At 36.6% G+C, this 23,639-nt stretch carries 8 protein-coding genes; 3 read left to right on the top strand and 5 right to left on the bottom strand.

Going from position 1 to position 23,639, the window contains the following annotated elements:
* Positions 1-30 precede the first annotated feature (30 nt).
* A complete protein-coding gene (locus J7604_RS25230) occupies positions 31-423 on the bottom strand; it encodes a VOC family protein (protein ID WP_293902746.1) in 393 nt (130 codons plus the stop codon).
* A 229-nt stretch (positions 424-652) separates the two neighbouring features.
* On the opposite strand from J7604_RS25230, the gene J7604_RS25225 reads away from it, so the two are divergent.
* The 3 genes from J7604_RS25225 to J7604_RS25215 all read left to right on the top strand — a co-directional run bounded on the left by J7604_RS25225 (position 653) and on the right by J7604_RS25215 (position 3,030).
* Positions 653-1,324, top strand: coding sequence for a diphthine--ammonia ligase (locus J7604_RS25225; protein ID WP_293902743.1), 672 nt, complete (start codon positions 653-655; stop codon positions 1,322-1,324).
* Positions 1,317-1,661, top strand: a complete 345-nt coding sequence (locus J7604_RS25220) for a DUF5522 domain-containing protein (RefSeq protein ID WP_293902740.1) — start codon at positions 1,317-1,319, stop codon at positions 1,659-1,661. The genes J7604_RS25225 and J7604_RS25220 overlap by 8 nt, the downstream gene beginning before the upstream one ends.
* 121 nt (positions 1,662-1,782) lie before the next feature.
* Positions 1,783-3,030 (top strand): hypothetical protein, encoded by a 1,248-nt coding sequence (locus tag J7604_RS25215; RefSeq protein ID WP_293902737.1) that lies wholly within the window; start codon positions 1,783-1,785, stop codon positions 3,028-3,030.
* Positions 3,031-3,177: 147 nt separating this feature from the next.
* Here J7604_RS25215 and J7604_RS25210 read toward each other — a convergent pair whose 3' ends face one another.
* The 4 genes from J7604_RS25210 to J7604_RS25195 are packed head-to-tail and all read right to left on the bottom strand — an operon-like array spanning position 3,178 to position 23,572.
* A complete protein-coding gene (locus J7604_RS25210; protein WP_293902734.1) occupies positions 3,178-5,679 on the bottom strand; it encodes a hypothetical protein in 2,502 nt (833 codons plus the stop codon).
* A gap of 5 nt (positions 5,680-5,684) precedes the next feature.
* A complete protein-coding gene (locus J7604_RS25205) occupies positions 5,685-7,772 on the bottom strand; it encodes a fibronectin type III domain-containing protein (protein WP_293902731.1) in 2,088 nt (695 codons plus the stop codon).
* 11 nt (positions 7,773-7,783) lie between these two features.
* Complete coding sequence (locus J7604_RS25200; protein ID WP_293902728.1) at positions 7,784-10,597, bottom strand: hypothetical protein; 2,814 nt, start codon at positions 10,595-10,597, stop codon at positions 7,784-7,786.
* Between the two features lie 30 nt (positions 10,598-10,627).
* Positions 10,628-23,572 carry a CARDB domain-containing protein gene (locus tag J7604_RS25195; protein WP_293902725.1) on the bottom strand — a complete coding sequence of 4,315 codons (12,945 nt, stop codon included), beginning with the start codon at positions 23,570-23,572 and terminating at the stop codon, positions 10,628-10,630.
* Positions 23,573-23,639: the final 67 nt, after the last annotated feature.

The raw sequence follows: 23,639 nt of genomic DNA, 5'->3' as shown, positions 1-23,639 counted from the left end.
TGCCTTTATTGACCTTTACTGTAGTAGAATCTAATTCATTGGTGAACAAATTTCGATCAAAAATCCATCAAGATCTCTTATATAGCTTACAATTTGTCCCCATGGTTTAGTTTTGGGCTTTTCCAGTAAAATCGCACCGGCTGCAACTGCCTTTTTTATTGTTTCCTCAACTGCCTCCGTTACGAATCCAATCTCAATACCGAATGGTTTATTATTAGGATTACTTTCTATAAAACCATCCTTTAGATTACTTTTAGCCAGGTTAACAGATGCAAAAGAAAGTTTGGTATTTCCAGTACTTAATTCTCCATAATCACCACCAGGAGCTATAAATGTGCGTTGGAAGCCAAAAGCTTTTTCATAAAACTCTATTGACTTGTTCACATCCTTAACATAAAGAATTGTATAGCCGAAATTTATCATAATCAAATCATTGTAAAATAAATCTTCCAATCTTAAAACTGATTAACAATAATATCATAGTTTTCAATAATATCCTTTTTGTATCGAAATAATTTTTCATTTTAGTCCACTTAAAGAAAGATATACTATTTGATAGCATATTTAAGGGTTGTTAGGTATTTAAATATTTTAAACCTATCTTTTTCGCAGTTTAAATAGATCAGCTAATATCATCTTTAAATTGGAGTCAATGAATCTTAATAATAATCAAGCCTTTGTATCATCCTGGAGTGGGGGAAAAGACAGTTGCTATGCCTTTATGGAAGCTGTAAGATTAAATGGGCAGCCAAAAGTCCTTATGAATATGATGAACGAAAATGGATTGATTTCCAGATCTCATGCCATTCCAGAAAGAGTTTTAAAACAACAGGCTATTGAATTGGGCTTACCTATTGTCACTGTTCCATCCTCCTGGAATGATTATGAAAGAAATTTTATAGATACACTTAAGCAACTTGTAGATGTTTATAAAATCAATTCTGCAGTTTTTGGTGATATAGACTTCGATTCAAATAGAGCATGGGAAGAAAAGGTTTGCCAGGCAGCATACATCTCACCAATTTTACCCTTATGGAAACAAGACAGAAAAGATCTTGTATTGAAGATGCTGGCAGAGGGGATTCATTGTAGAATAGTTTCCTGTAATCAGCAATTAGGCGAAGACTTTTTAGGTAAAAGACTTGACGAGAATTTAATTACGCAGTTAGAAGCATTAAATGCGGATGTTTGTGGTGAAAATGGAGAATACCATACGCTTGTTGTCAATTGTCCTCTTTATCAAAATGAGCTTAATGTTGAATTTTTGAGTAAGAGAAATCATAACAATTATTGGTTTCAAGAAATGAAGCTTAAGAATGAGTAACAATATCAGAATTAAAACCTGTTCTCTCTGCAACACAAATTTTTCATGCAGCACAGAGAACTGCTGGTGCAGCGAACTGCCACCTGTAATGCCCTTATCGGAAAAAGGAGATTGTTATTGCCCTCTTTGTCTAAACAAGATCGTTAATGAGAAGCTAGGAGTCAATTCTTCTCTTGATAGTAAAAGAAAAAAAGAACCCTTAGTAGAGCAGGAAGACTACTATTATAACGAACAAGGAAATTGGGTATTCACAAGCAAGTACCTTTTGAAGAGAGGTTACTGTTGTAAAAATGGTTGCAAACATTGTCCGTATGGATTTAAAAAGTCAAATGATTGATGTTCAAAAATATCTTATTTAAATGTGATATATTTATATTAGAGAAAAAGACTATTACTTTTTCCTATAAGAACATCTTCTACCATGGATTGAATTACAAATGAAATTACGTATCAAGTCAATGACCAATTTTTACTTTATTATTTTAGTAATATATTTTTTATTCTCAGATAATATTGAATGCTATTCCCAGAGTCAATATAAATATGAATTCAGAATTTTTAAGGATGGCAAATTAATTACAGATAAAACCAGAAATGTACGAATAGAGGCAGGCAAGTATAATTTATATTCCAAAAAGTATAACAAGCTCTCCGATACTTGCAGCGATCCGGGAAAATATTGTTTTAAAGCTCTCTTTGGATCTGCAGAAGATTCTAAAGAAGAACTACTTTTAAAAATATTCTCTAAAAAAGATTCCATGATCATTTATACAGAGGTTTCATTAGACTCTTTAAACTTTAAGCCTGGTGAATATTATTATGATCGAAGTATTGCAAGTTATTTCAATATTGTACCTGCATCCAAAGAAATAAGCATTGAATTAGTAAGTGATCTTTTAAGGTTTGATCGTAAAAAGTATCAACTATGGAGTCCCTATAAACCTTCTTATTTTAGTCATCTTCAGCAAGCAGTTCAAGAATATGAAGACCTCAAGATTGATCCAATTGATTCTTCAATTTTAATTGCAAATAAATTTAACTCTGTACTATTTACAAAAGACCTAGGATTTCATTGGATTAATATTGAACCGAAATTTAAAGATAAAATTCAGAATATCTGCTTCACAGAGGATGGCAATAAATACTTAATTATAAAAAGGGGAAACCATTCCTATATATCTGATTTTAATAATTACTTTAATAATGATAGTCTAAAAGACACTATAGAAGACAAAGGATGGCGTAATTTTACATGTCCAGAGAACAATGCCTTACATAAATTTACCTTTAAATTAAAGGATACGCTTGCTGACTACCATTATCTGACAGATCAATACTCGGAATATGATTGTGATAGTTATCCTGTAACTTATAGATTTAATAAGATGCCTGTCTTTCAATTTAAGCAGAATGTTAAATATTGGAATAGCGGTTCTCAACAAATTGTTTATTTAAATCCTGAATATCCCCGGCTATATGAATTCAATCATAAGAAGATAGTGCTTTTGAATTATTCTTTCTTGTATTCCGAAGATGGGAAACACTGGAATTATTATCCATTCAGTGATTTTGATATGTTTAGACCATTTGAATATGAAAGATGGATTCATTCTTTTGAAGAATCTGAGTTTTATTGGCTGGAAGGTAAGGGCTTATTATTCAGGTATAGAGATATCGGGTTATTTTTGATAAATGTATATCGTTAATCAAATTTTATATTCAAAAGTCTACGGTTTGATGTCTTTAAGATGATTCAATCCTTTTTATTAATAAAAGAATTATTCAATTTGAAAACATAAAAAATCCGTCTCCTATTAAAGATGGATTTTTTTATGTTAAATCGATCTGTCTGACTATCTTCCTATCACTAGCTTGCCATTGAATAATTCTCCATCATCAGAAAGAAGTTTATACATGTACAGGCCGTTGGATAATTTTTCAGAAGGCTTATAAGATACCGGCACTGTAGTTCCTCCTGTTATTTCACCTTTAAAGATCTCTGCTACTTCAGTTCCTTTGGTATCAAATAGCTTCAGATTGACTAATTGCGATTGAGGAGAATAGATCTGGAAAATTGTATATTCAATCAATGGATTCGGAGCTACCTGAATGAATTTATTCAGATATGCAATACTTGTACTTATACTAAGCGCTTCGCATTCTGCTGCATTTGTAATTTGCTCCACTAGTATTGTATCTGAGCTTGCCGAACAGCCAATATCATTCAAAACTTTTAACGCAATCTTTCCAGGAGTATTGACTATAATCTGTGAACTTCTTTCTCCTGTAGACCAAGAATAGAAATTCATGTTGGAGGGGCCATTTAGTGTAAGTGGCTTCCCTTCGCAAATCTTAAACGGAGTGCTGGCAGTGATCAATTGTTCAGGAAAAGTATAAACTATAAAGTTTACTGAATCGCTACTGCTGCAGCCTCTTGCATCTTTTACTTCCACACTGAATTTACCTGATTTGCTAACCTTAAATCCGCTCTCTGCAACACCATTTGACCAACGATAAGAAGTGTATATTGGAGGTAAACTTAACTGCGTTGTGTCTCCAGTACAAATAGTCATGCCCTTGGACGAAAAGATTTTTGCAGGAACATGTTCTGTAATGTTGAAAGGTGTTTTGCTTATATCAACAATAGTATCAATAACAGAACTTTTAATTTTTATGAAATAGTCTTTATCTAAAGATAATTCATAGGAGAGAGGCCAATAATAACTTTTGGACTTTGCAGATACCTTTGTTGCTATATTGGTATAGCTGATTCCGTTATCTGATGAAACATAAATATCTATACTGTCGATGCCGAAAGAGTTCCATTCGATTGTATAACCACCTCCCTGACAAACAGGAAGAGAAAGGTCCTGTGACTTAAGCCTTACAAAAGGTGTAGCCTTAGGTGAAAAACATGCATCGGAAGAAGTTTTAGTTTCTTCATTTCCTACCTGATCTCTTGCTATAGTATAAGCACAATACTTTTTCAAAGGATCACCTTTTATATGAAGAACAGAATCAACTGCAAGCTGAGATGCATATTTTGTAAAGGTTATTCCATCGTCAGATGAAAGGTACAGATCATAGTTCTTAACTCCTGATCCTCCAAGACCATAATCGTCTATGGCTGATATCCTATATAAATAAGTAGAATCTTCAGCAATATCAGATGGTTGGTAGGTTGAAACGGGAGGACGTGCATCTATGGTATTAAAAATGGATGGTGTCTCCAATGCTTCCTGGGTATCAAACACTATAGAAGCAACTGCATGAACCGTGTCTCCAGTAGATGAGCCAGCATCTGGAATCACATTAAATGAAACAAACCCCTCGCCTCTATGAGTAATAGAATCATTGATAAGAAGAAATCCAAGATCAGCATCGGGTTCGTTTCCTGTGCGCGGATCACTTGATTCAAAGATCCAGAAAGCTTCTTTTTTTACAACATCAATACCCGCAATGACATCAACAACAACTTTAAGAGAATCCTTCACATCCAGTCTGCTGGTGTAATATGTACTGTTTGCAGGCACCTCAAATACAAAATCTCCGAAGCCAAAACTACCAAGTCTGAATGAATAGATATTCAGGTGGGGATCAATAGGAGTACGTATTACTACCTTTTGAGCAGGTGCTGTGGCAAATTCAGGATCGTTTTCAAATCTGATGGTATAGGGGAGAATGTCCTTTACAGAGATCCATCTCCGAGGGCCAAATCCTTCAGGTCCCAGTATGTCATTAGGGTCTCTTGGGAATACTACAGGTATATCAATATCATCATCATCGTCGTCGTCATCATCACAATCTTCGGTTTTAATTTTTAATTCAGTGGTATCTCCCTGAAAACATCCTTCATCATCTGTTACGATTACGGAATAATCTCCATCTGAACTAACTTTTACCTTTTCTTCTGAAGAACCGGTAGACCATTTTATCTGACATTCTTTGCATTTGGATATAATAGCAGATAGCTCTACATCCTGATCCTCTGCATCACTGCAGAATGTACGTTCACCGCCTCCTTCAATTTTCACAAGAGGTTTATCTTCCAGTACATCCACGTGAATTGATTTTTCAAAGAGACAACTATTCCGATCTCTTATAATGAGGTAATAATCGCCTTTGGGAATATCATGAAGGTGATCCTGCGTGGAACCATCATTCCACAAGTATGAATAAGGACCGTTTTTTCCCTTTACTGTTACATCTATCTTTCCATCTTCTTTTCCATTACAAGTAGCAGGAGTGACTTTTATATCAACCTGCGCATAGCTATACAAGCTATTTACAGAAATAAAGAGAAATAGCAGAATGTATTTATATGAATAAAAAAACGCAGAAATATGATTCTTCATAACGTTTACTTTTTAATGTCTTTTATATTTAATGTTATACTGGTAGCAGGGCTGATTTCACCTTTATCTGAAACAGCTGATACCTGAAAGGTATATGAGTTCCTGTCTAGGTCTTTAATCTGATAGTTAAATTTCATCTCCTTTAGCAGTTCTCCTTTTGTTACCTGAAGGAAGGCATTTTCAGCGCCCTCATCTGCAAACAAAAGAAATCCTTTAATGTCATTTTTTTCTTCTTTATTATATTCCCAGCTAAGCGCTGCATAAGATTTGCCTTTTTCTTTTATCAGCGAAATGGTGAGTTTCTCAGGCTGAGGTAATTTATATGAAGGTAAATAAAGAGGAGCTACTGAACTCTTTCTGGAGACTACTGTTCCAATAGCTTCTACCTGGTATACATTGACTTTCTTTGCGTTCTTCGGCAGATAGAGTTGTACGGTATATTTCCGGCTATCTTTAGGAAGGTCTTCATATGTAGCAATGATTTGATCATTTACAAGAACATTAAATCCTTTTACCTCTGATTCTTTAGGATAATCCCAGGATAACTCTACCAGATTACTTTTATTTAGCGTCGCTGATATATTTGTAAATAAAGGTAGTTTCAATAGCGGCACCTTACAATGAGCTGTACTTCCTTCTCCGCGCATACCTCTTTCATTTACAGGGATAATACGGAATTGATAATCCTTACCACCTTCACCCGACAATTCATATAAAAATTCATTACTCTTTATAAGGGGCACACTCAGGTTTTCAAGAAGCTTTCCGGAGCCTTCTTCATCTGATTGTAAAACAAATCCAGCAGCGTTTTTACTGCTGCTTTTAGCCCAGTATAGATGAACATAAGGCTTATCAAGAATCATCCTGAACTCAGCTTTGAGGCTATCTGGTTTTGTCGGCAACTTAACGCCAGTATAAAAAATATTTAAAGGAGTTCCAGGCCATTGTTTCCCTTTCTTGTCTGTAACTGAAAGGCGGTAGATATAACTTTGACCGTATTGAAGATTGGAAGTGTCAGTATAAGATTTATGCTTCAGATCCAGAGATTTTGTTATTCTGGTAAACTGTAACGTATCTACATTCCTCTTTTCAAGATAAAATTCTTTGATGCGTTTTTTATCAGATAGGAGAGAGTCCGCTTTCCAATATATCTGTATATCAGTATCATTTATAATTGAAATAGAATCGATAGAAGGAGTATGCATGCTTTGAAACAAAGATGCCTTAAATTTATGCTCAAATGGTTTGAGTTGTGTCTGCAATATAGTTACAGGGAAAAATGTATAGGTATAGTCTATAGAAGTTTTGGCACTTTCGTCAAAAAACAACCACTGTAGCTTTCCATTATCAGACTTTTGATATCCGATTAAATCTTCCGTAAGGTTAGTTTGTATTCCTGTTTTATCATCTTTTCTGCTGATTTTAAATCCATATAAACCAGCTATATTGTAATCCTTCTCACTCACTGACCAAGAGAGTTTCAGTTTACTTTTATTTACACTGAACTCAACTGTAGGTTTGATCTTAACCTCCTCTGGAGAAAAGGTGGCCATTGCTTGCTCAGATTCGTGACCATCTTCATAAACATAAAACAGTCCATAACTAGCATTATCTGATTTCTTATAGGTATGGTCAATAAAACCAAATCCTAAGATCAATGCCACATTGAAATCCTGTTTCATATTCAGTCTGTCGCCAGATTTAAGTCCGCCTAATAGCTGAAGTTTCTGAAGCAATTCTCCTTTAGTGATTTTGCTTAACTTACCTTCTGAAATATATTTTAAATATATCTGTTGAACATTGTTAGCTTCCTCTTCATCAAGCCCTTGATTTGTCCAGTTTCTTTCATCTATCTGAGGAGTAATTACTTCTTTGTTAAGCTTATTCCATCCATTACTTGCCTTTGTTTGTTTTTTAATATTAAAGCCAATAAGGTGTTCCGGCCATTCATAGGTTTCCCAGTATAGCTTCATAACCTTATCAGTTTCTCCGCCTCTCAGGCTTGATCCGGTTCTCTGAGCCCAAACCTGACCAGCAGATTGCAGAATAATTATGATTAGAATAAGTAAGATTATTTTAAATATATTTTTCACTGATGCCTACGTTAGAATTTTAATACTATAGGACGACTTTCCTCTTCATGATCAGCTCCCGAAAATTTCAGGTACCCTTTCAGTATTGTGAATGAACCATCATAGCTCATTTCCATATCCCCATTTACATTGACATTGGTGGATCTGACACAGTCAACACATGTTGCGATGCAAGGCCATTTGACACTTACTCTGCTTACCCCGTTTACATATGTTTTTATTGTTCCGGTAAAACCTTCAGAATGTACCTGGGTGTTGAATGATCCTCCCATTTTAAGGTTGAAATATCCATAAATTCCAAATCCTAGCTTAGAGTCAGTTTGGTCTGCAGTAACACAGTTGGTGCCATCGAATTTTTCGGGATAAATTATCTGAAGTTCTTTTGCATAGTCAATATTTCCTGAAACAGTACCTGTAATTCCTTCATTGTCACCAGATGCTCCTCTAAGGTCAAATGAACCATTCATTGTTACCTGTTTCATAATGCTTCCTGATATCCCCATGGCTCTTGCATTCCATCCGCTTTGGTTGAGTTTAAAACTCATGTTACCTGATGAAAGAGACAAAATATTACCATTTCTTGCCGGAATTTTTAAAGTTGCATTGGTGCTACCAGATACATCATTAGTACCAAGTAGATAGGAGGCTTTCAAAGTACCTTTAAAATAATGAGGTGACTTTGCAGGTACTCTAACTTCGCCTTCAAGTTCAAGCGAACTCTTATTTCCAATCACCAGGGTAACATCTCCTTTAAGTCCTATGATATCAGCAGCATCTTTTATTCCCAGTGCGAATCCTATAAGATAGGTACCTTGACTGGCTGAATTAATTCTGTGATCGTAATTGTAACCGAAGCGACCACCTAATTCATCTATGCGGATAACAGGGCCTACAGGAAACCCTTTGGCCACTTGCATTGTCAGTTCAAAAAAACCATAATTATATGTCTCCATAGAACCAATCACCACTTTTCCTCCGATTTTAATGCCGCCTTCAATAGAGCCAGTATATTCACCAGTGAATTGATCATTGGTAAAGGTCAGATTGGCCTTTATATACAAAGGATAACTAGTAGACTCTAAAAACAATTTTCCAACGGAAACAGCACCTTCGCTCGAAATGGTAAAGTTCTCCACATCACATTTGGATGTCTTTCCGATATCAAGCCCTGCTGTTATTACCACACCTTTATTTTGGACATACTCAGCATTTTTTATATTAAAAACTATCTTTTTATACTTCGTATGTCCTTTAAAGCTAAACCTTGTTAATTCTCCATTAGTAATATTGAATTCATTAATTTCAAATGAATTTTCAAAATCCGGATGTTTTGCTTTTATATTACTTCCATTAATTTCATGAATGTTAAATTCATAGTCTACTTTAGCCCCCAGACTTCCTTCTATCTTGCATCCGAATGCCGTAAGGTTGGTGAATTTAGCAGTACCTTCAGCAAACGTTCCGTTTAGACTAAAATCGACATTGACTTCTCCTTTGGTGTTTTTAATGTTTTTAATTGCAACTTCAGCTTCTCCGTCTTTAAACTCAATATCATTTTCATTAATCTTCCAGTTGAATCTCCATCTTAGTTTTTTCAATGTCGCATCAAACCCTTTTGTGGAGAACGTTGCGGATGATTTAGCTGTTAGTTCTGCATTCATGAGATCTCCATTGGTGGTAAGGTGCCCTCCAGAAGCCTCAGCAATTATTGAAGCGTTCTTCTTTAAATGGATAACTATGTTTCTTACACCTCCGAAATCATAAGAGCCCTCAAAAGATGTCGAAGAGGTGTACCGGTAAACAAATTCTCCCGAAGTGCCTTTTGCAAGCTCTGCCATGCCACCTAGAGATACAGCTTCTACCTGATTAATTGTAAATTTGGTTTCGCCTGAAATTGCACCGTCTGATGTGACTGTCAATTTCATGCCTGTCAGATTTGCCATTAACGGACCGAATTGTCTTGTAGGGGCTTTACCACTCCATTCAAGTGAGACTTCTTTAAAACTTATTTCTGCTCCGCTGCCTTTTTGTTTCCATGAGGCTCTCACACCATCAAGATCAAAAGAAACAGGAGTATGGAAGAAACCTTTCATATCAAGATGTAACCGGACTTTGTTTGTCGAATAAGAACAATAGCCTCCTTCTGCCGAGCCTGTTGATTTAATGGACTCTGTTAACTGTATTCTAAGCAATCCGAACTTTACTTCGCCCGCTAAATCCGGGCAGCACTCTTCAGGATCTCCTATACAGAGATTTTCTTCGGCATAACAGGTTTCTGTTTTATTGTCGGCGGCTTGTTTATCCTGTGCTCTGATTTTTACTGTAGCTGGTTCGGTGGATGCCTTGACTCTTCCATTACTTTCGCCTATGGTTGCATTTGTACCTTCTGATTCCACTATTGACCAAACAATTGTTCTTCCACTTGGATCGGAAACAACTGATGCTTGTGCTACGGACTTTCCGTCTGCAGGAAGGTATGTGGGATTGAACTGGACTTTTGAAATTTTAACTGGAGTGATGGTTACTGACTCTTGACATGTAAAACCGTCTGCGTCTGTTACTCTGACCACATAGACTGTTTTAACATCCTGAACCGTTATTTCAGGATTGGATTCTGTTGAACTGAACCCTCCGGGATTTGAAGACCATTGGTACTTATAACTATCCGGAGCATCGGGCCCGGCTGTAGGACTTCCACCCAGTCTGATTTTTGTTCCTGGACATTCTGTCCTGTTTTCTCCGGGATTTATATCTATTGCAAAAGCATTTTGCATACATATAAGAAGAAAGAAAAGTACAGTCGATAGTTTAAAATATGCTCGCATTGGAATCTTCTGTTTTTATATGATGCAAAATTATTTTTTTAAGATTTTTAATTGAATACGACGTGCATAGGCCGCTGTGTAAAAGGTTTTGTCACTTATAGCTCCAGGCCTCAACACTCCATCCGGACCTTCCGGTTCAGTAAATTCCATATTCAGAGATGTGAAATAATATTGAAGTTCTTGTACTGTCAAACCCAAAGGTACTTTGGCTGCAGTGCATACGATTGTTCTTCTTGGTGTTGGAATATCAATGTTTCCTCCGTTAGCAAAATGTACATGTATCGGAACAATCTGTCCGGCTCTTGCTGAATTAGGATGATCCAGATCTGTCAGCAAGAGCTCCTGAGTAGATTTCTCCACTCTGAATCCGTTTAACTTAACAGCTTCTTCTCCAGATATGGTATCTACCGCTACTACATCATAATATCCATGCGCAGCTCCTTCAAGATTGAAAGTCGCAAATACTTTGGTCGGATTCACATAATATACCTTGATGGCCTTTGTGGGACGGTTGTTATTATAAATATAAAATTCACAACCAGGATTGAATTTTGCTCCCTGAATACAAGTCGTAACAGGTCCAGAATCTCCTCCGACATTGGTCTTCACAGATCGTATTTCAAAATGAAGTATGGATGCTTTCAATGTTACTTCCTGAATGCGTCCAAATTCATTTTCACCGTAAACCATTACATAATAGGTTCCAGGCTTCATTTCGCTGATAATAGCTTCTTGGTTTCCTGAGAATGGACGGCTGAATGCAGCATCATAAGTATTCCTTGTAGGTGCGTCCGCATAGCGGATATACAATTCATTATGATTATTTTGATCTTCTCCTGTAAGCTCTACAAGAAGGGTTTCATTCTTAAGGGAATCAGGAATCACAACTTTATAGTACAAGCTTCCTTTATGAGTAAGCACTGTATCTTCAACTATATCAAGAACAAGTTCCTTAACATCCATATGAATAGAAGTCAGACTGGATGTTTCGTTATTACTTTCGTTTGTTTCCGGTACCTGGTTTTTAGAATCTGTTCTTGCTATTATATAATATGAACCTATAGAAGCACTAGTAATTCGGAAGTCATCAGAATGTGTACTTGAACCATTTGGAGCCAGCACCAGATAAGTTCTTTTGCTTCCCAGGTAAACATCATTGATGTCCCAGACTTTATCTCTAGACAGATAAAACTGATCTTCTTCAGAGCCTTTCATCGGGTTGACACCTTTATTAAATACTGTCCATGATACTTTAACAAAATCTCCTGCAGTATATTGGTCTTTATCAGTCTTTACTTCTGTAATTGAAAGATCCACAGGCAAAGGCATTTCAAGATGTATAGGAGATGAGGATAAATTATTACTTTCCTGATCTGCTTCATATTGCGTGTTATCATAATCGGTCTTCACCAGTATGATGTAATTTCCTGTTTCTGATAATGGTAAAGTAACTTCTTTACTTACGCTATAACTTGAGCCAACCTGAAGAGAATCAATCCGGTCGAAATAGCCGAGTTGTTTATCATTCTTATCAATGGTGAAATCAGTTGACAGGTAATATTTGTCTGTCCATTTTTTAGGACGGGTGGTTCCTGTCCCCTGATTCGTTACTGTATATTGAATTGTTATTGGTTGTCCTGAGATTCCTTCTTCAGGCACTTGCAGATCTGTCACAGCCAGATCTGGTGTTGTATTCAATATGATTTTTACAGGTCTTACAGAATAGTTATTGATTCTGTTTCTGTCACCAGAGTTTGTTAATGGTTTGCCTTTGTGAGTATAATCTGCTGCTACAATCCAGTAATACTGACCGGATAGCTCCTCTGGAATTTCAACTTTGCGGGCTCCGTAATAAGTCTTCCCGGTGTCTAGTTCATATTTTCCAAAATTTGATGATAAATATATATCTGTCGCAGGTTGCCATATTGTATCTTTTGACAAATAGATAGCATCATCCCATTCTGCATATGCGTCCTGTCTTCCGACATTTTTTACAGTCCATTCTACTGGATAGCCGACTCCAGTCAATACACTGTCAGGCGCTTTCAATTCTGTAAGTTTTAGGTCAGGTCCAGGACCGTAAGTTACTTCAACCGGACCGTACATGGTAATATTATTATTTTCGTCCATATGCTCATAGATCTTATTGGTAGCATCTGTATATACATAGAAATAATAATCACCTGGCTCTGTTTCAAATGGTATAGGTACATCTATTGTATATTCATATGAAGAATCTTTCTTCAGAATAAAATCTGCTCTTGCACCTGTCAATAATAATGTATCTTTTTTATCAAGTGTCGATGAAGGGGATATATACACTTTATCTATCCATGACGACCTTTTCGTTGCAGCTTTACCTTTATTACTTACCTCTATCTTAAGTGGGAACATGGAACCACTTTCTGCAGCATCTTGTAGAGCAGTAATCTTACTGATTTTAAGATCAGCCCATGGACTCAGATTTACTGCAACAGGTTTATTAAATATATTATTGACATTCCCTCCGGTAACTTCATAAACATTTCTTTCTGCATTGCTATGAATCTGAAGATAAACAGTTCCGCTGGCACCTTCCGGAAGCATGATCGAACCTAACACAGAAATGGTATCGTTTGGATTTAAAATTCTATTAGTATTCACTTTTACCATAGCTCTGGATTTAACTTCTGTGATATCAGAGGCAACAGATTCTTTAATGAAAATGCTATCTGTCCAGAAAATGACATTAACAGCACCGGCACCCTTGTTTTTTACAAGGTATCTGAAATACAGTGTTTCACCTGAATTTACTGTCGTGTTCAGCACAGTAGCCTCTTCCACTATAAGATCCGGAGACTTGATAGTGAGTAAAGTGAAGCTTCTTCCTACGTTATTACCTTTATTCTCATGTTCAAAAACTTCATTCTCACGGTCTGTTACTACAAAAATATAGTTGGCGCCTGTGATATCATCGGGAATAGTAACAGTAGCTTCTGCAGTATAGCTTTCCCCAAGGTTTAGCGTGGTATAGTTTATTCTTGAACCAAGTAAAACAGCTTTCTTTGCATCGAAGAAAAGGTTGTTAGAAATGTAAATTTCATCTTTCCATTTTCCTACATTGGTAGCTGATCCTCCCTGATTTTTAACAGTCCATGTTACTTTGATCTTGTCTTTATTGCTTGCTGTCTCAGGAATAGATGTTACTGTTGGCACAAGATCCGAAGGAGGAAGGAGTGTAACAGAAATAGCATTGCTTACTCCTGAATTATTATTATTGTATGCATGTTCAAAGATCTGATCTTCCAGATCTGTCATCACATGGATAAAGTATTTTCCGAAGATTCCGTGAGGTAAAGTTACAGGAACTGTGTTGGTATAATATTTTCCTGCTTCTAATTGTCCATTGTGTGGAATGGTGGTCAGAATAAGCGCTGATCCTGAACGCAACACTGAATCTGAAGAGAAATAGATCTGATCTTTCCAGATGCTGGAGTTTGTCTTACCATCGCCCTTATTGATTACTGTCCATCTTAAATCTATTGTCTGACCAGAGAATACATTTGAAAGAGTAGACACTTCCTGAACCTGAAGGTCCGGAGGAGGAGTGAGGTTCACCAGTAAGTATCTCTTGTTTCTATCTATGTTGTTCGCCTGGGTTAGTTCTTTTATTTCACTGTTCTCGTTTGTAATAATGAAGATATAGTGAGGGCCGCTTACACCATCAGGCAGACGTATTGTCGCAGATGAAATGTAGGCCTGTCCAGAATCCAGAGATGTTTTATTCGCGACACCTGTTATATAAGTATCAATACCGTTGTTAAATATACTGTCACTTGAAAGGTATATCTTATCAAACCAGTAATCTTTAGCTACTGTCTTTCCTGGGCCTGAATTCTTCACTTCCCATGATAGCATAACTTCTTGTCCGGAAAAGGCTGATGCAGGTACAAGTACATTTCTCACTTCAAGATCAGGTAGTTTTCTAAGTTCAAATTGCTGTATAGGACCCGTTGTCTCAGCACATGAATTTTTAGAAGTTACCTGCCAGTTATATTTCGTTCCAAAATTAATTCCTGCTTCAATACGATTTAATATCTGAGTGGTATTTTGAATAAATGGTGTTTCTGGGATCGATGCACCTTCTTCCCAGATACGGATGTCATAGTGGCTAGCATTAGCTGGCGGACTCCATGACAGTGAAAGTGGAAGACTAAGATCGGCCTTGTTATTCAATGGAATAAGATTTTTTATTTCTGCAGGTGCAACAGGCTCTATTACTGTAATCTTGATTGAATCTGCGTATGGACATCCATATTCATTCTGACCACTCACTTTATATATAGTTGTTTCCAACGGTCTTACTTCAATAGAAGCTGAAGTGGCTCCGGTAGACCATAAGTAATCAGAACCATTAACAAGACGAAGCTGTGCGGCATCTTCTTTACAGATAGTCTGGTATCCTTTTCCTTCTATAGTAATAGAAGCCTTTTCCGGATAACTGGTAGATATTTCAGCAGTTCTTGAACACATGTACTGGTTAAATTTCTGAAGCTTATATACACCAGTGTCAGAAACAACAATGGATTTGGTAGAAGCTCCATTTGACCATCTGATACTATCTGAGAAATTGCTTTCAAGTTTTATAGCCTGTCCCGGACAGAATACTTTATTGCTACCCTGAAGAATTACAGGTGGCTCTGGCAGAGGTAATACTGTGACTTTTACATTTAAATAATCATTACCATTCTGGCTAGAACATCCGTTAGTTGCCTTAACTCCGAATACCATTGTTTTTTCAGGTTGAACTTTTATTTTAGATCCAATGTGACCATCAGTCCATAAAAATTCTTTTGCTTTCCCTGAAACAAACAAGGTTATTTCAGTGCCCATACAGATGGCTGTATCTGAGCTAATGCCTGTTACGACAGGAGCTTCAAAAATTGTTACTTTTACTTTCTGTTCAAACTTACATCCTTCCGGAGTTTCCACGAGAACAGAATATTCTGTTGTTGTATCCGGCTTTACTATGATAGAACTACTTGTTTCTCCGGTATTCCATTTATAATGATATCCGTTTATCACTGTGAGAGTTGTCGATTCGCCTTTACAGACCTCTTTTTTGCCTTCTATATATGGTACTTTGGGATCTTCTATTTTTACCGTTGAAGTTTTTGAACAACCAAATTTGCTTACGTGACTCAACGAATAAATGCCTTGCGCGAGAACAGTAATGGATGGAGTAGTATCTCCTGTTGACCATTTTATAGATTCTGAATAATCAGAAGAAGTAAGAGTTATTGCATCGGTATCGCAGAAAGACAGTGTGCTGGATCCTGTAGCAACTATAATCGGTGCTTTATCCGGACCTGGTAAAACATCTACAACGAAGGACGCAGATTCAGTTCTGTTAAAGCAAGAGCCTCCGTGAGCTGTAACGGTATAAGCAGTTTTTACTGTTGGATTGACTTTTATGCTAGAACCTGACATCCCGTTTGACCATGAAAAGCGGGTGGCTTTACCCTCAACGGTAAGGACTGCATCACCACCCGGACAGACTGCTGAATCTCCTTTCAGAGAGGTTATTTTTGGAATAATATCCCCGGACCTTACGCTTATTGTAATACTATGCTCCATATCACAGCCATCATCGGATTTGTATTTAACACTATAAAATGAGGTGCTTGTGGGTGAAACAAGTATTGCATTTGTAATTTCCCCAGTTGACCATAAAAATCCTTGACCTCCGTTTATTACAGAAAGCGAAACTTCCTGGCCCGGGCATATCGTAGTTGCACTTGATACAAGTTTAGGAATGAGCGGACTCTTAATCTCTATTTCTGTTGAAGATGAACAGCTGGATAGGGGAGCTATATGTTTAACTGAATAATAACCCGGATTGCCTATTTTTATAGATTTTGATGTTTTTCCTGTAGACCATACTATATTATCCTTTACACTAGAAGTGAGGGTCACAGAATCCTTGACACATGCACCACCAAGGCTTCCTACAGCTGTTATAACAGGCTTCTCAGGACTAGGTATGACATCTACTGTGATTGTATCTGAATTCATACAACCATAAGTATTGTAAGCTTTAAGTACAAATATGGTTTTATATCTAAGATCAACAGGTTGTACTCTTTGAGTAGCATAAACCGTTTCTGAACCTCTTATATGCCAGGTATAAGTACTTCCACCAGCGGCTACCAATGAATATCGGGCATTTTCACAAATGGTTGTATCCTTTCCTGCATAAGCATCTGTAGTAGGGTAGTGGTGAATAATGTGGTTTATAATAGAATCATTCTTTCTGTTTGAATCAGAATCCAAGGATGTGTATATATCAAAGGAATATAAAGTGTGATCGTTCATCAGGACAGGGGTCTTAAAAGTGTAATTATAGGATTGTCCTCCTTTAAGCTTTATCCCAGTAAGTTCTTCTCTGATATTAAGTGTATCATTGAGTACAAAGTGAATAGAAATATTTTTAAGGGTATCCACTCCGAAGTTTTGTAATTTTACAGCAAGATATTGATTGCCATCCAGGGCACAACCACTTTTCGGACCTATAACGGAAATAATTCCAATATCATTGGTTATTAGTCCGGAACCGAATTCATCTGCACCGATATCAGGTGTTTTATCGTGACGAGTATGCCCTTCGAAATCTGTTTTTACCAAACTCACCGGTATGCCCGCTCCGTCAAGGTTTGACTGGCTTACGTGCGGGCTTGAATAACTCTCAAATACTGGATCTATTGACAAAGAGTGGATATCCATTCCAGTAGCAGTCTGAAATGCTTCCAGGCTTGAATAAGAAGAGTTCTGCCACATAGCAACAGATTCACCTGCTGAAAATAAATCATTATAATCAGAGGTAACTGATGTTCCTATAACATTTATAGCACGACCTCTGCCGAAGTGAGCAAATATGTTATTTTTTATCTGAATGTTCCTACCCGATTGAAGGTTGAATGCCTCATATTGAGTAGTACCGTTTCCGGAAATCCTTACACTGTTATGGTAAATTTCCGCATTTTCGCAAGAGCTTAAATGTAACCCGATATTTTCTTCAGACTGGGTATGGCTGATGAAGTTATTATAGATCTGTATAGGCTCAGAAGTTGTTCCGATAGCAGAGTTAAGATAAATACCTTTACTTCTGGATCCTGGAATTATTGCCTGATTTCCGGATATTCGAAGTCCGTTTCTTGAGTTGGCCGCATAGATCGCATAATAATAAGTCTCATGAGAAAGGGGCGTAATGATATTATTCTCTATAATTGTATTTCTTGGATAGTTTAGATAGATACAGGTTTTTGTCTGAGTGAGAAAAGTGTTTCCTGAAATGATATTCGTATTAGAAACTGCAACAGTCCCTTCCATATATATACCATGAGAACCATCCTGAAATACATTTTCTGAAAACATATTACCAGTTGTATAACCAGTAGCTGAGATCAGATATTGACTGCCTGAATAGGAATATCTTTTCCCGCTAAGGACACAATGTTGTATATTGATATAAGATGCTTCATCTTTCATCACAAGCACATTGGCATAGTTAGGATCCAGTGCCTTCAGAGTAATGTTTTTGAATGTTATATAATTAACTCCTTTTAATAAAACGGTATAGTTTTTATCATAAGTAGATTTAAAGTTAATGGTAGTGGAAGTACTGTCACCAGAGGTAGAAGTAAAGGTAACTTTGTTTACAAATGATATTCCGGGTACTTTTGAAATTTCAATCTGCTCATTATAAATTCCATCAGCAGCTCTGAATTCAACAGGACCTGAAACTCCGTTGGTCATAAGAGCTTCTGTAGCTTGAGTGAAATTAGGAAAATCTCCATCAGTACCTCCGATAGTATAGATACCGGAAAGGGCAGGAGAGATGTTCTTTCTGTATATTGTATCATTTGAATGCTCAGCATCTTCTGAGCTATTCGGAGAGGATACCCATACTTTTATATTATAGGATTCTCTTCCCTGGAATTCATAGATGCCAAGATTAACAGAAGTATTTACCTGAGAATTTAATGTTCCGCTCCATTTAATTTCACTTTGAAGTATTCCGTTTACTGACCAGTTAATATCTGCACTGTTCAGCGTTTCAGCACCATTGTTGTACAATATAATTTTAACTTCTTGTGATCCGCTGGTAATCGGGATTACAGGTTGTGCAATTTCTAAAATTGAAGCGTCTATGCCGGAAGGTGTAAATTCGTAAGCACCTATATCCGTAAGAGCTTTTCTTCCTATACCATTTATATCAGTATTAATACCTCCGGTTTGTGGAGCTATATCATTTAAAAGGGTATTGGAAATAACACCCTCAGACTCATTCTTGAAGTTCGGGTTAACAGCTAATGTTTGCTGATCTTTTCCTGTTATTTTTTTCCAATCTGAAATATTCTTAACATTTTCACTATGGTAACCTAAATATTTTCCATTTGAATATAAGTTATTATAGTTTGAGGAAAAAGAGCCATAGCCATAGTTTACAGTGTATCCTTCCTCTAAGACTGCAATGTTATTATTAAAAAGTTTCAGACTATTTCCAAGCAATACAACTGCTGCAGCATCCTGACTCAATGTTTTATTCCTGATTCTGACGGTATTGTTGTAGATACCGATATTTTCTGAGTAATAAACATAGATACCTCTTGTTACCGTCGTACCGGAAACAAAGATGTCATTGTTAGCAACAACCGGAGCTCCTGAACTATTTACAGATGATAGCTCTATTCCAGATCCTCCGTTGCTTAAAGTTATTCTGTTAGCAAGAACATGGCTATTGGTGCAGACGCTGTAAAGCTTAATGCCTGCCAAACCAGGAAAACCGCTGCTGCTTGTTATTTTGTTCTTTTGAACCATAGGCTCATCCAGACCCGTAAGGTATATAGCCTGTGCATATGAGTCTTTAAATTCATTTGATTGTATCAATAGCCCTTGCTGACACTTATTGTAATTGCTTAATCCTGATACATATATACCATATCCTGCTTTATTGAATGAAGAACCCTGAATGGTTAGATTATTGTTACATAATTCATCTGCTTTGCTATAAATAATAGCTTGGTTTTCCGTAGAGTTTGTAGAAGCAGGTCCGTTAAACACAACATTTGAAACTGTTATGTTATCGGATCCATTTGTGATACTCAAAGCTCTGCCATATAATGCACTGCTATTCCGGAAGGATATGTTCCGGAAAGTTATTCCATCGGCTGATACTAATTGAATCAGGTAGTTTTTATCTGTTGTTCCTGTTCCTGATATTTCCACATCAGTTTTTATTCCGCTTTCAGACTGAAATACAACTGAGCTTTTTTTCGAAGCACCAAAAATGGATGGAATAACTATCTGTTCGTGGTAAGTGCCTTTACGAATATTGAACTGGACAGAATCAGCTACACCACCATTAGTTAATGCATCTATAGCATCTGTTATCCTTATGAAGTCAGGATTAGTTCCACCAATGGTATACGAACCCTTTAGAGCAGGATACATCGGAGCTGTTTCGATGGTATCATTTATATTATTATTGTCTGCAAGACCGTTAGGAGCATTTGTCCATATTTTTAATGTATAAGGTGTTTTGGAAACGAAATAGAAACTGCCCAATGTAACCAGTGTAGTATCGCCAAATGTCAGGTTACCTGTCCAGGAATACGCAGGTTGTTCAATTCCGTTGATTGTCCAATGTATATCTACTGATTCTAAAGGTATATCTCCATAGTTTCTCAGTTGGACTGCTATTTGTCTTTCTCCTTGCTCAAAAGGCTGAACAGGACTTGCTATCTTATAAATACCAGCATCATTGGCATCAGGAACATTTTCATCAGCACCTATTGCAGGTTTTGTCAAGCTGCGGGTTTCACCGTCAATGTCTTCTTTCACTGCAGTAATTACTTTTCCGATCGTATTTAATGTAATTTCAGAAGGACGAAGTACAGTATCAGATTGGAATTGTGGTTCTAAATTGACTGAGTTAAAATCAACACCTTTGGTTACCTGCCAGTTAGTTAATGAAGTTTGTGAAGGAAATATATTAGTTCCTTTTGTATAATAGTTGTTGTAATCCGAAATCAATGCATATGATATATCATCGAATGAGGAGGCTAAACCTGGGCCTGAATTGGCAAATATGTTATTCACTACCGAATGGTATTTGCATGTATAACTTCTGTAAGCACTGGCATTTAATCCAGTACTTGTATTGAGTACGGAGTTATAATAAACCTGCGTATTTTCAGAGTTTGACAACTCTATTCCGTTAATACTGTTTACTCCTCTTACTGTGATGAAGTTATTGGCAATAATTCCATTTTTTGCATTAACATATTCAACCATTACTCCGGAAGAACCATATACAACCTCAATTTTATTCCTGTTGATTAAAAATGCATCTGTAATATTTCTGACAGAGATTGCGTCGTAATAGCTATTATCTTTACCTGAAACAACCTTGTTAGCAGTAATTTGCACTGAATGGAGATAAGAAGCAAAAACACCGCTCGTTCCTTGTCCTTCAAATAAGTTATTTCTTATGATATTGTCCCTGTCCTTCTGGCTTGATGAACTTAAATATACCCCAAAAGCTCCCTCTTTGATATGGTTGTTTTCAACCAGGTTATTGTTGTTTGAAAATTCACTGGAATTCGCGTAAAAGTTTATCACAGTAGAATTGGTAGTAGTTGCATTATTGATACCATCAAAAGTATTACCACTGATTATATTGTTATCGGCTCCGTTAAGTAGCTCTATACAAACTCCGTAAGTTGAAGTAGGAACAAAATCAAGGTCGTATAATCTTATATAATCCGCACCTTTCAACTGGACAATGTAATTGGTTTCATACTTGGATGCATAAGTAAGTTTGACCATTCCTTCTGATTGCGGCTTGAAGGTTATCGTACTGGTATCTGAAACACCGTAAATTTCCGGAATAATAAATTGCTCAGTATATGTATCAGGTTTTATATGGAATTCAACATTTCCTGCAACACCTGCTGAAGTCAATGCTGACACAGCAGAGGTAAAGTTTAAGAAATCAGAACTAGTTTTTCCAATTGTATAAATACCCCGCATTCCCGGACGCAGGTTATTGACTTTCAAAGTGTCATTAATCTTATTGTTATCTAGAGGATTGGTTATCCATACTTTTACAGATGCTGTTGTACCTGATGCCAGATCAAAATCCCCTACAGATACTTCTATACTTTCAGAAGGGGCTAATGTACCTGTCCATGTTTTGATTGATTTAAATGTATCATTGACAGACCATGAAAGATTAACTGCCTCTACTATTTCATTGCCATTATTGAATAGAATCACTTTTACTGCCTGATTTCCGGAAGCTACCGGAGCAAGGGGAGAGGTAATAGATAATAGTCCAAGGTCATTTCCTGAGATGATGTTTTCATCTGCTCCCAGATCTGGTTGCGCTCCACGGATTTCACCATCTATGTCAGTTGTAACATCCGGTAAAGCAATACCTTTATTATTGATTCTCGGATCGTTTGTTTGCCATTCTTTAGCAGCAGTAAATACAGGATCAATGTATATGGAATGCTGATCCTGTCCTGTAGCTAACCAGCTTTGTTTGCTTATACCATTTCTTTCCAGGCTAAAGATATATTGCCCTTGAGAATAATAGTTGTTATAATCGGCGGTAGTATTTTTTGAGTTGTTAATATTTAAAGCCACCCCATTGTTTCTGCTGACTATAATGTTGTTGTTTAATACAAAATTGCTGCTATTGTCAATATTGACACAATTGGAGGAAGAAGAAGAGTTGTTAAGTATTAATGTATTGAAGTAAAGCTTGAAATTTTTCGCTCCAAAAATATCAAGAGCCCTTGCATTATTCGATCCTGATATCTTAATATAGTTATTCGCGATAACTGTTTGAACCGTATCTGGATTTAATGAAGTGCTTAAATAGATTCCAGTAGTACCTTCGCTTAAATTAATTTTATTGCCAATGATCGTTTGACCAATTGTATTGGAGAGATAAATACCCTGATCTTTTATTGTATTTATTGTATTGTTTTTAACAGTTGAATAGTACTGACCCGAAAGATAAATAGCTGTATATTTCTGTCCGCTAAATGTATTGTTGATGATCTGATTGTATTCATCATTTTTGCCTGACGAAGAGTTGCCCGACATATAAAAACCATAATTCCCATACTGGATATTATTGTTAATGAATACATTATTTTTGTTACTTAATCCTGCTGTATTGGAATATATTTCAATGGTACTGTAGCTTCCCTGTGATGCTGCTAGTATTCTGTTATTTGAAAAGACGTTGTTTGTAACGCCTTCACTCATACTGATAACCAGTGAGTAAATTGGACTTTCAGACCTTAAGGTAATACCTTTAAACGTGACATAATCTGTACTGTCAAGCTTCAGAACATAGTTCGAATAATAATCTCCTGCATAGAATGAAAGATTAACAGATGTACTATCTCCGTTTTCAGATTGGAAAATAATTCTTCTTTCTGCACTCGCTCCTTTGATCTCCCTAAGCCTTACTTGTTCCTGATATGTTCCTGGTCTTACATTAAAAGTAACTTTACCAGCTATTCCAATATTATTAAGTACAGCTATAGCGGCATTGAAAGTTGTAAAATCAGGGTTGGTTCCACCAATAGTATAAACTCCATTAAGTGGTGCACCGAGCTCTGGATGTATAAGTGTATTGTCACTAGGATCAATGTCTATAGTTCCATTTGGATCAAGTGCCGAAATTTCAAATTTATACAAATGTCCTTTCTTAAAGTCAAAATTACCAAGGACAATGGTATCGGAAGTATTTGACATTAAATTGCCTGTCCATATATAATCAGGCTGAACAGTCCCACTGATTTTCCATTTAACAGTAAAACCAGTAATGACAGTAGTTCCGTTATTTCTTATGATGAGAGATACAGGATTTATGCCTGCAGAAAAATTCTGATCAGATTGCAGGAGTTTTTGCAATACAAGGTTTAAACCTGCCGGTTCAAATTCTGTTGCACCAATATCAGGAAACTGACTTCTTGATATG

The sequence above is a fragment of the Sporocytophaga sp. genome, assembly GCF_017745095.1.
Taxonomy (GTDB): domain Bacteria; phylum Bacteroidota; class Bacteroidia; order Cytophagales; family Cytophagaceae; genus Sporocytophaga.
Note: the sequence above shows the minus strand (reverse complement) of the source record. Positions and strands in the feature narration are given on the sequence as shown.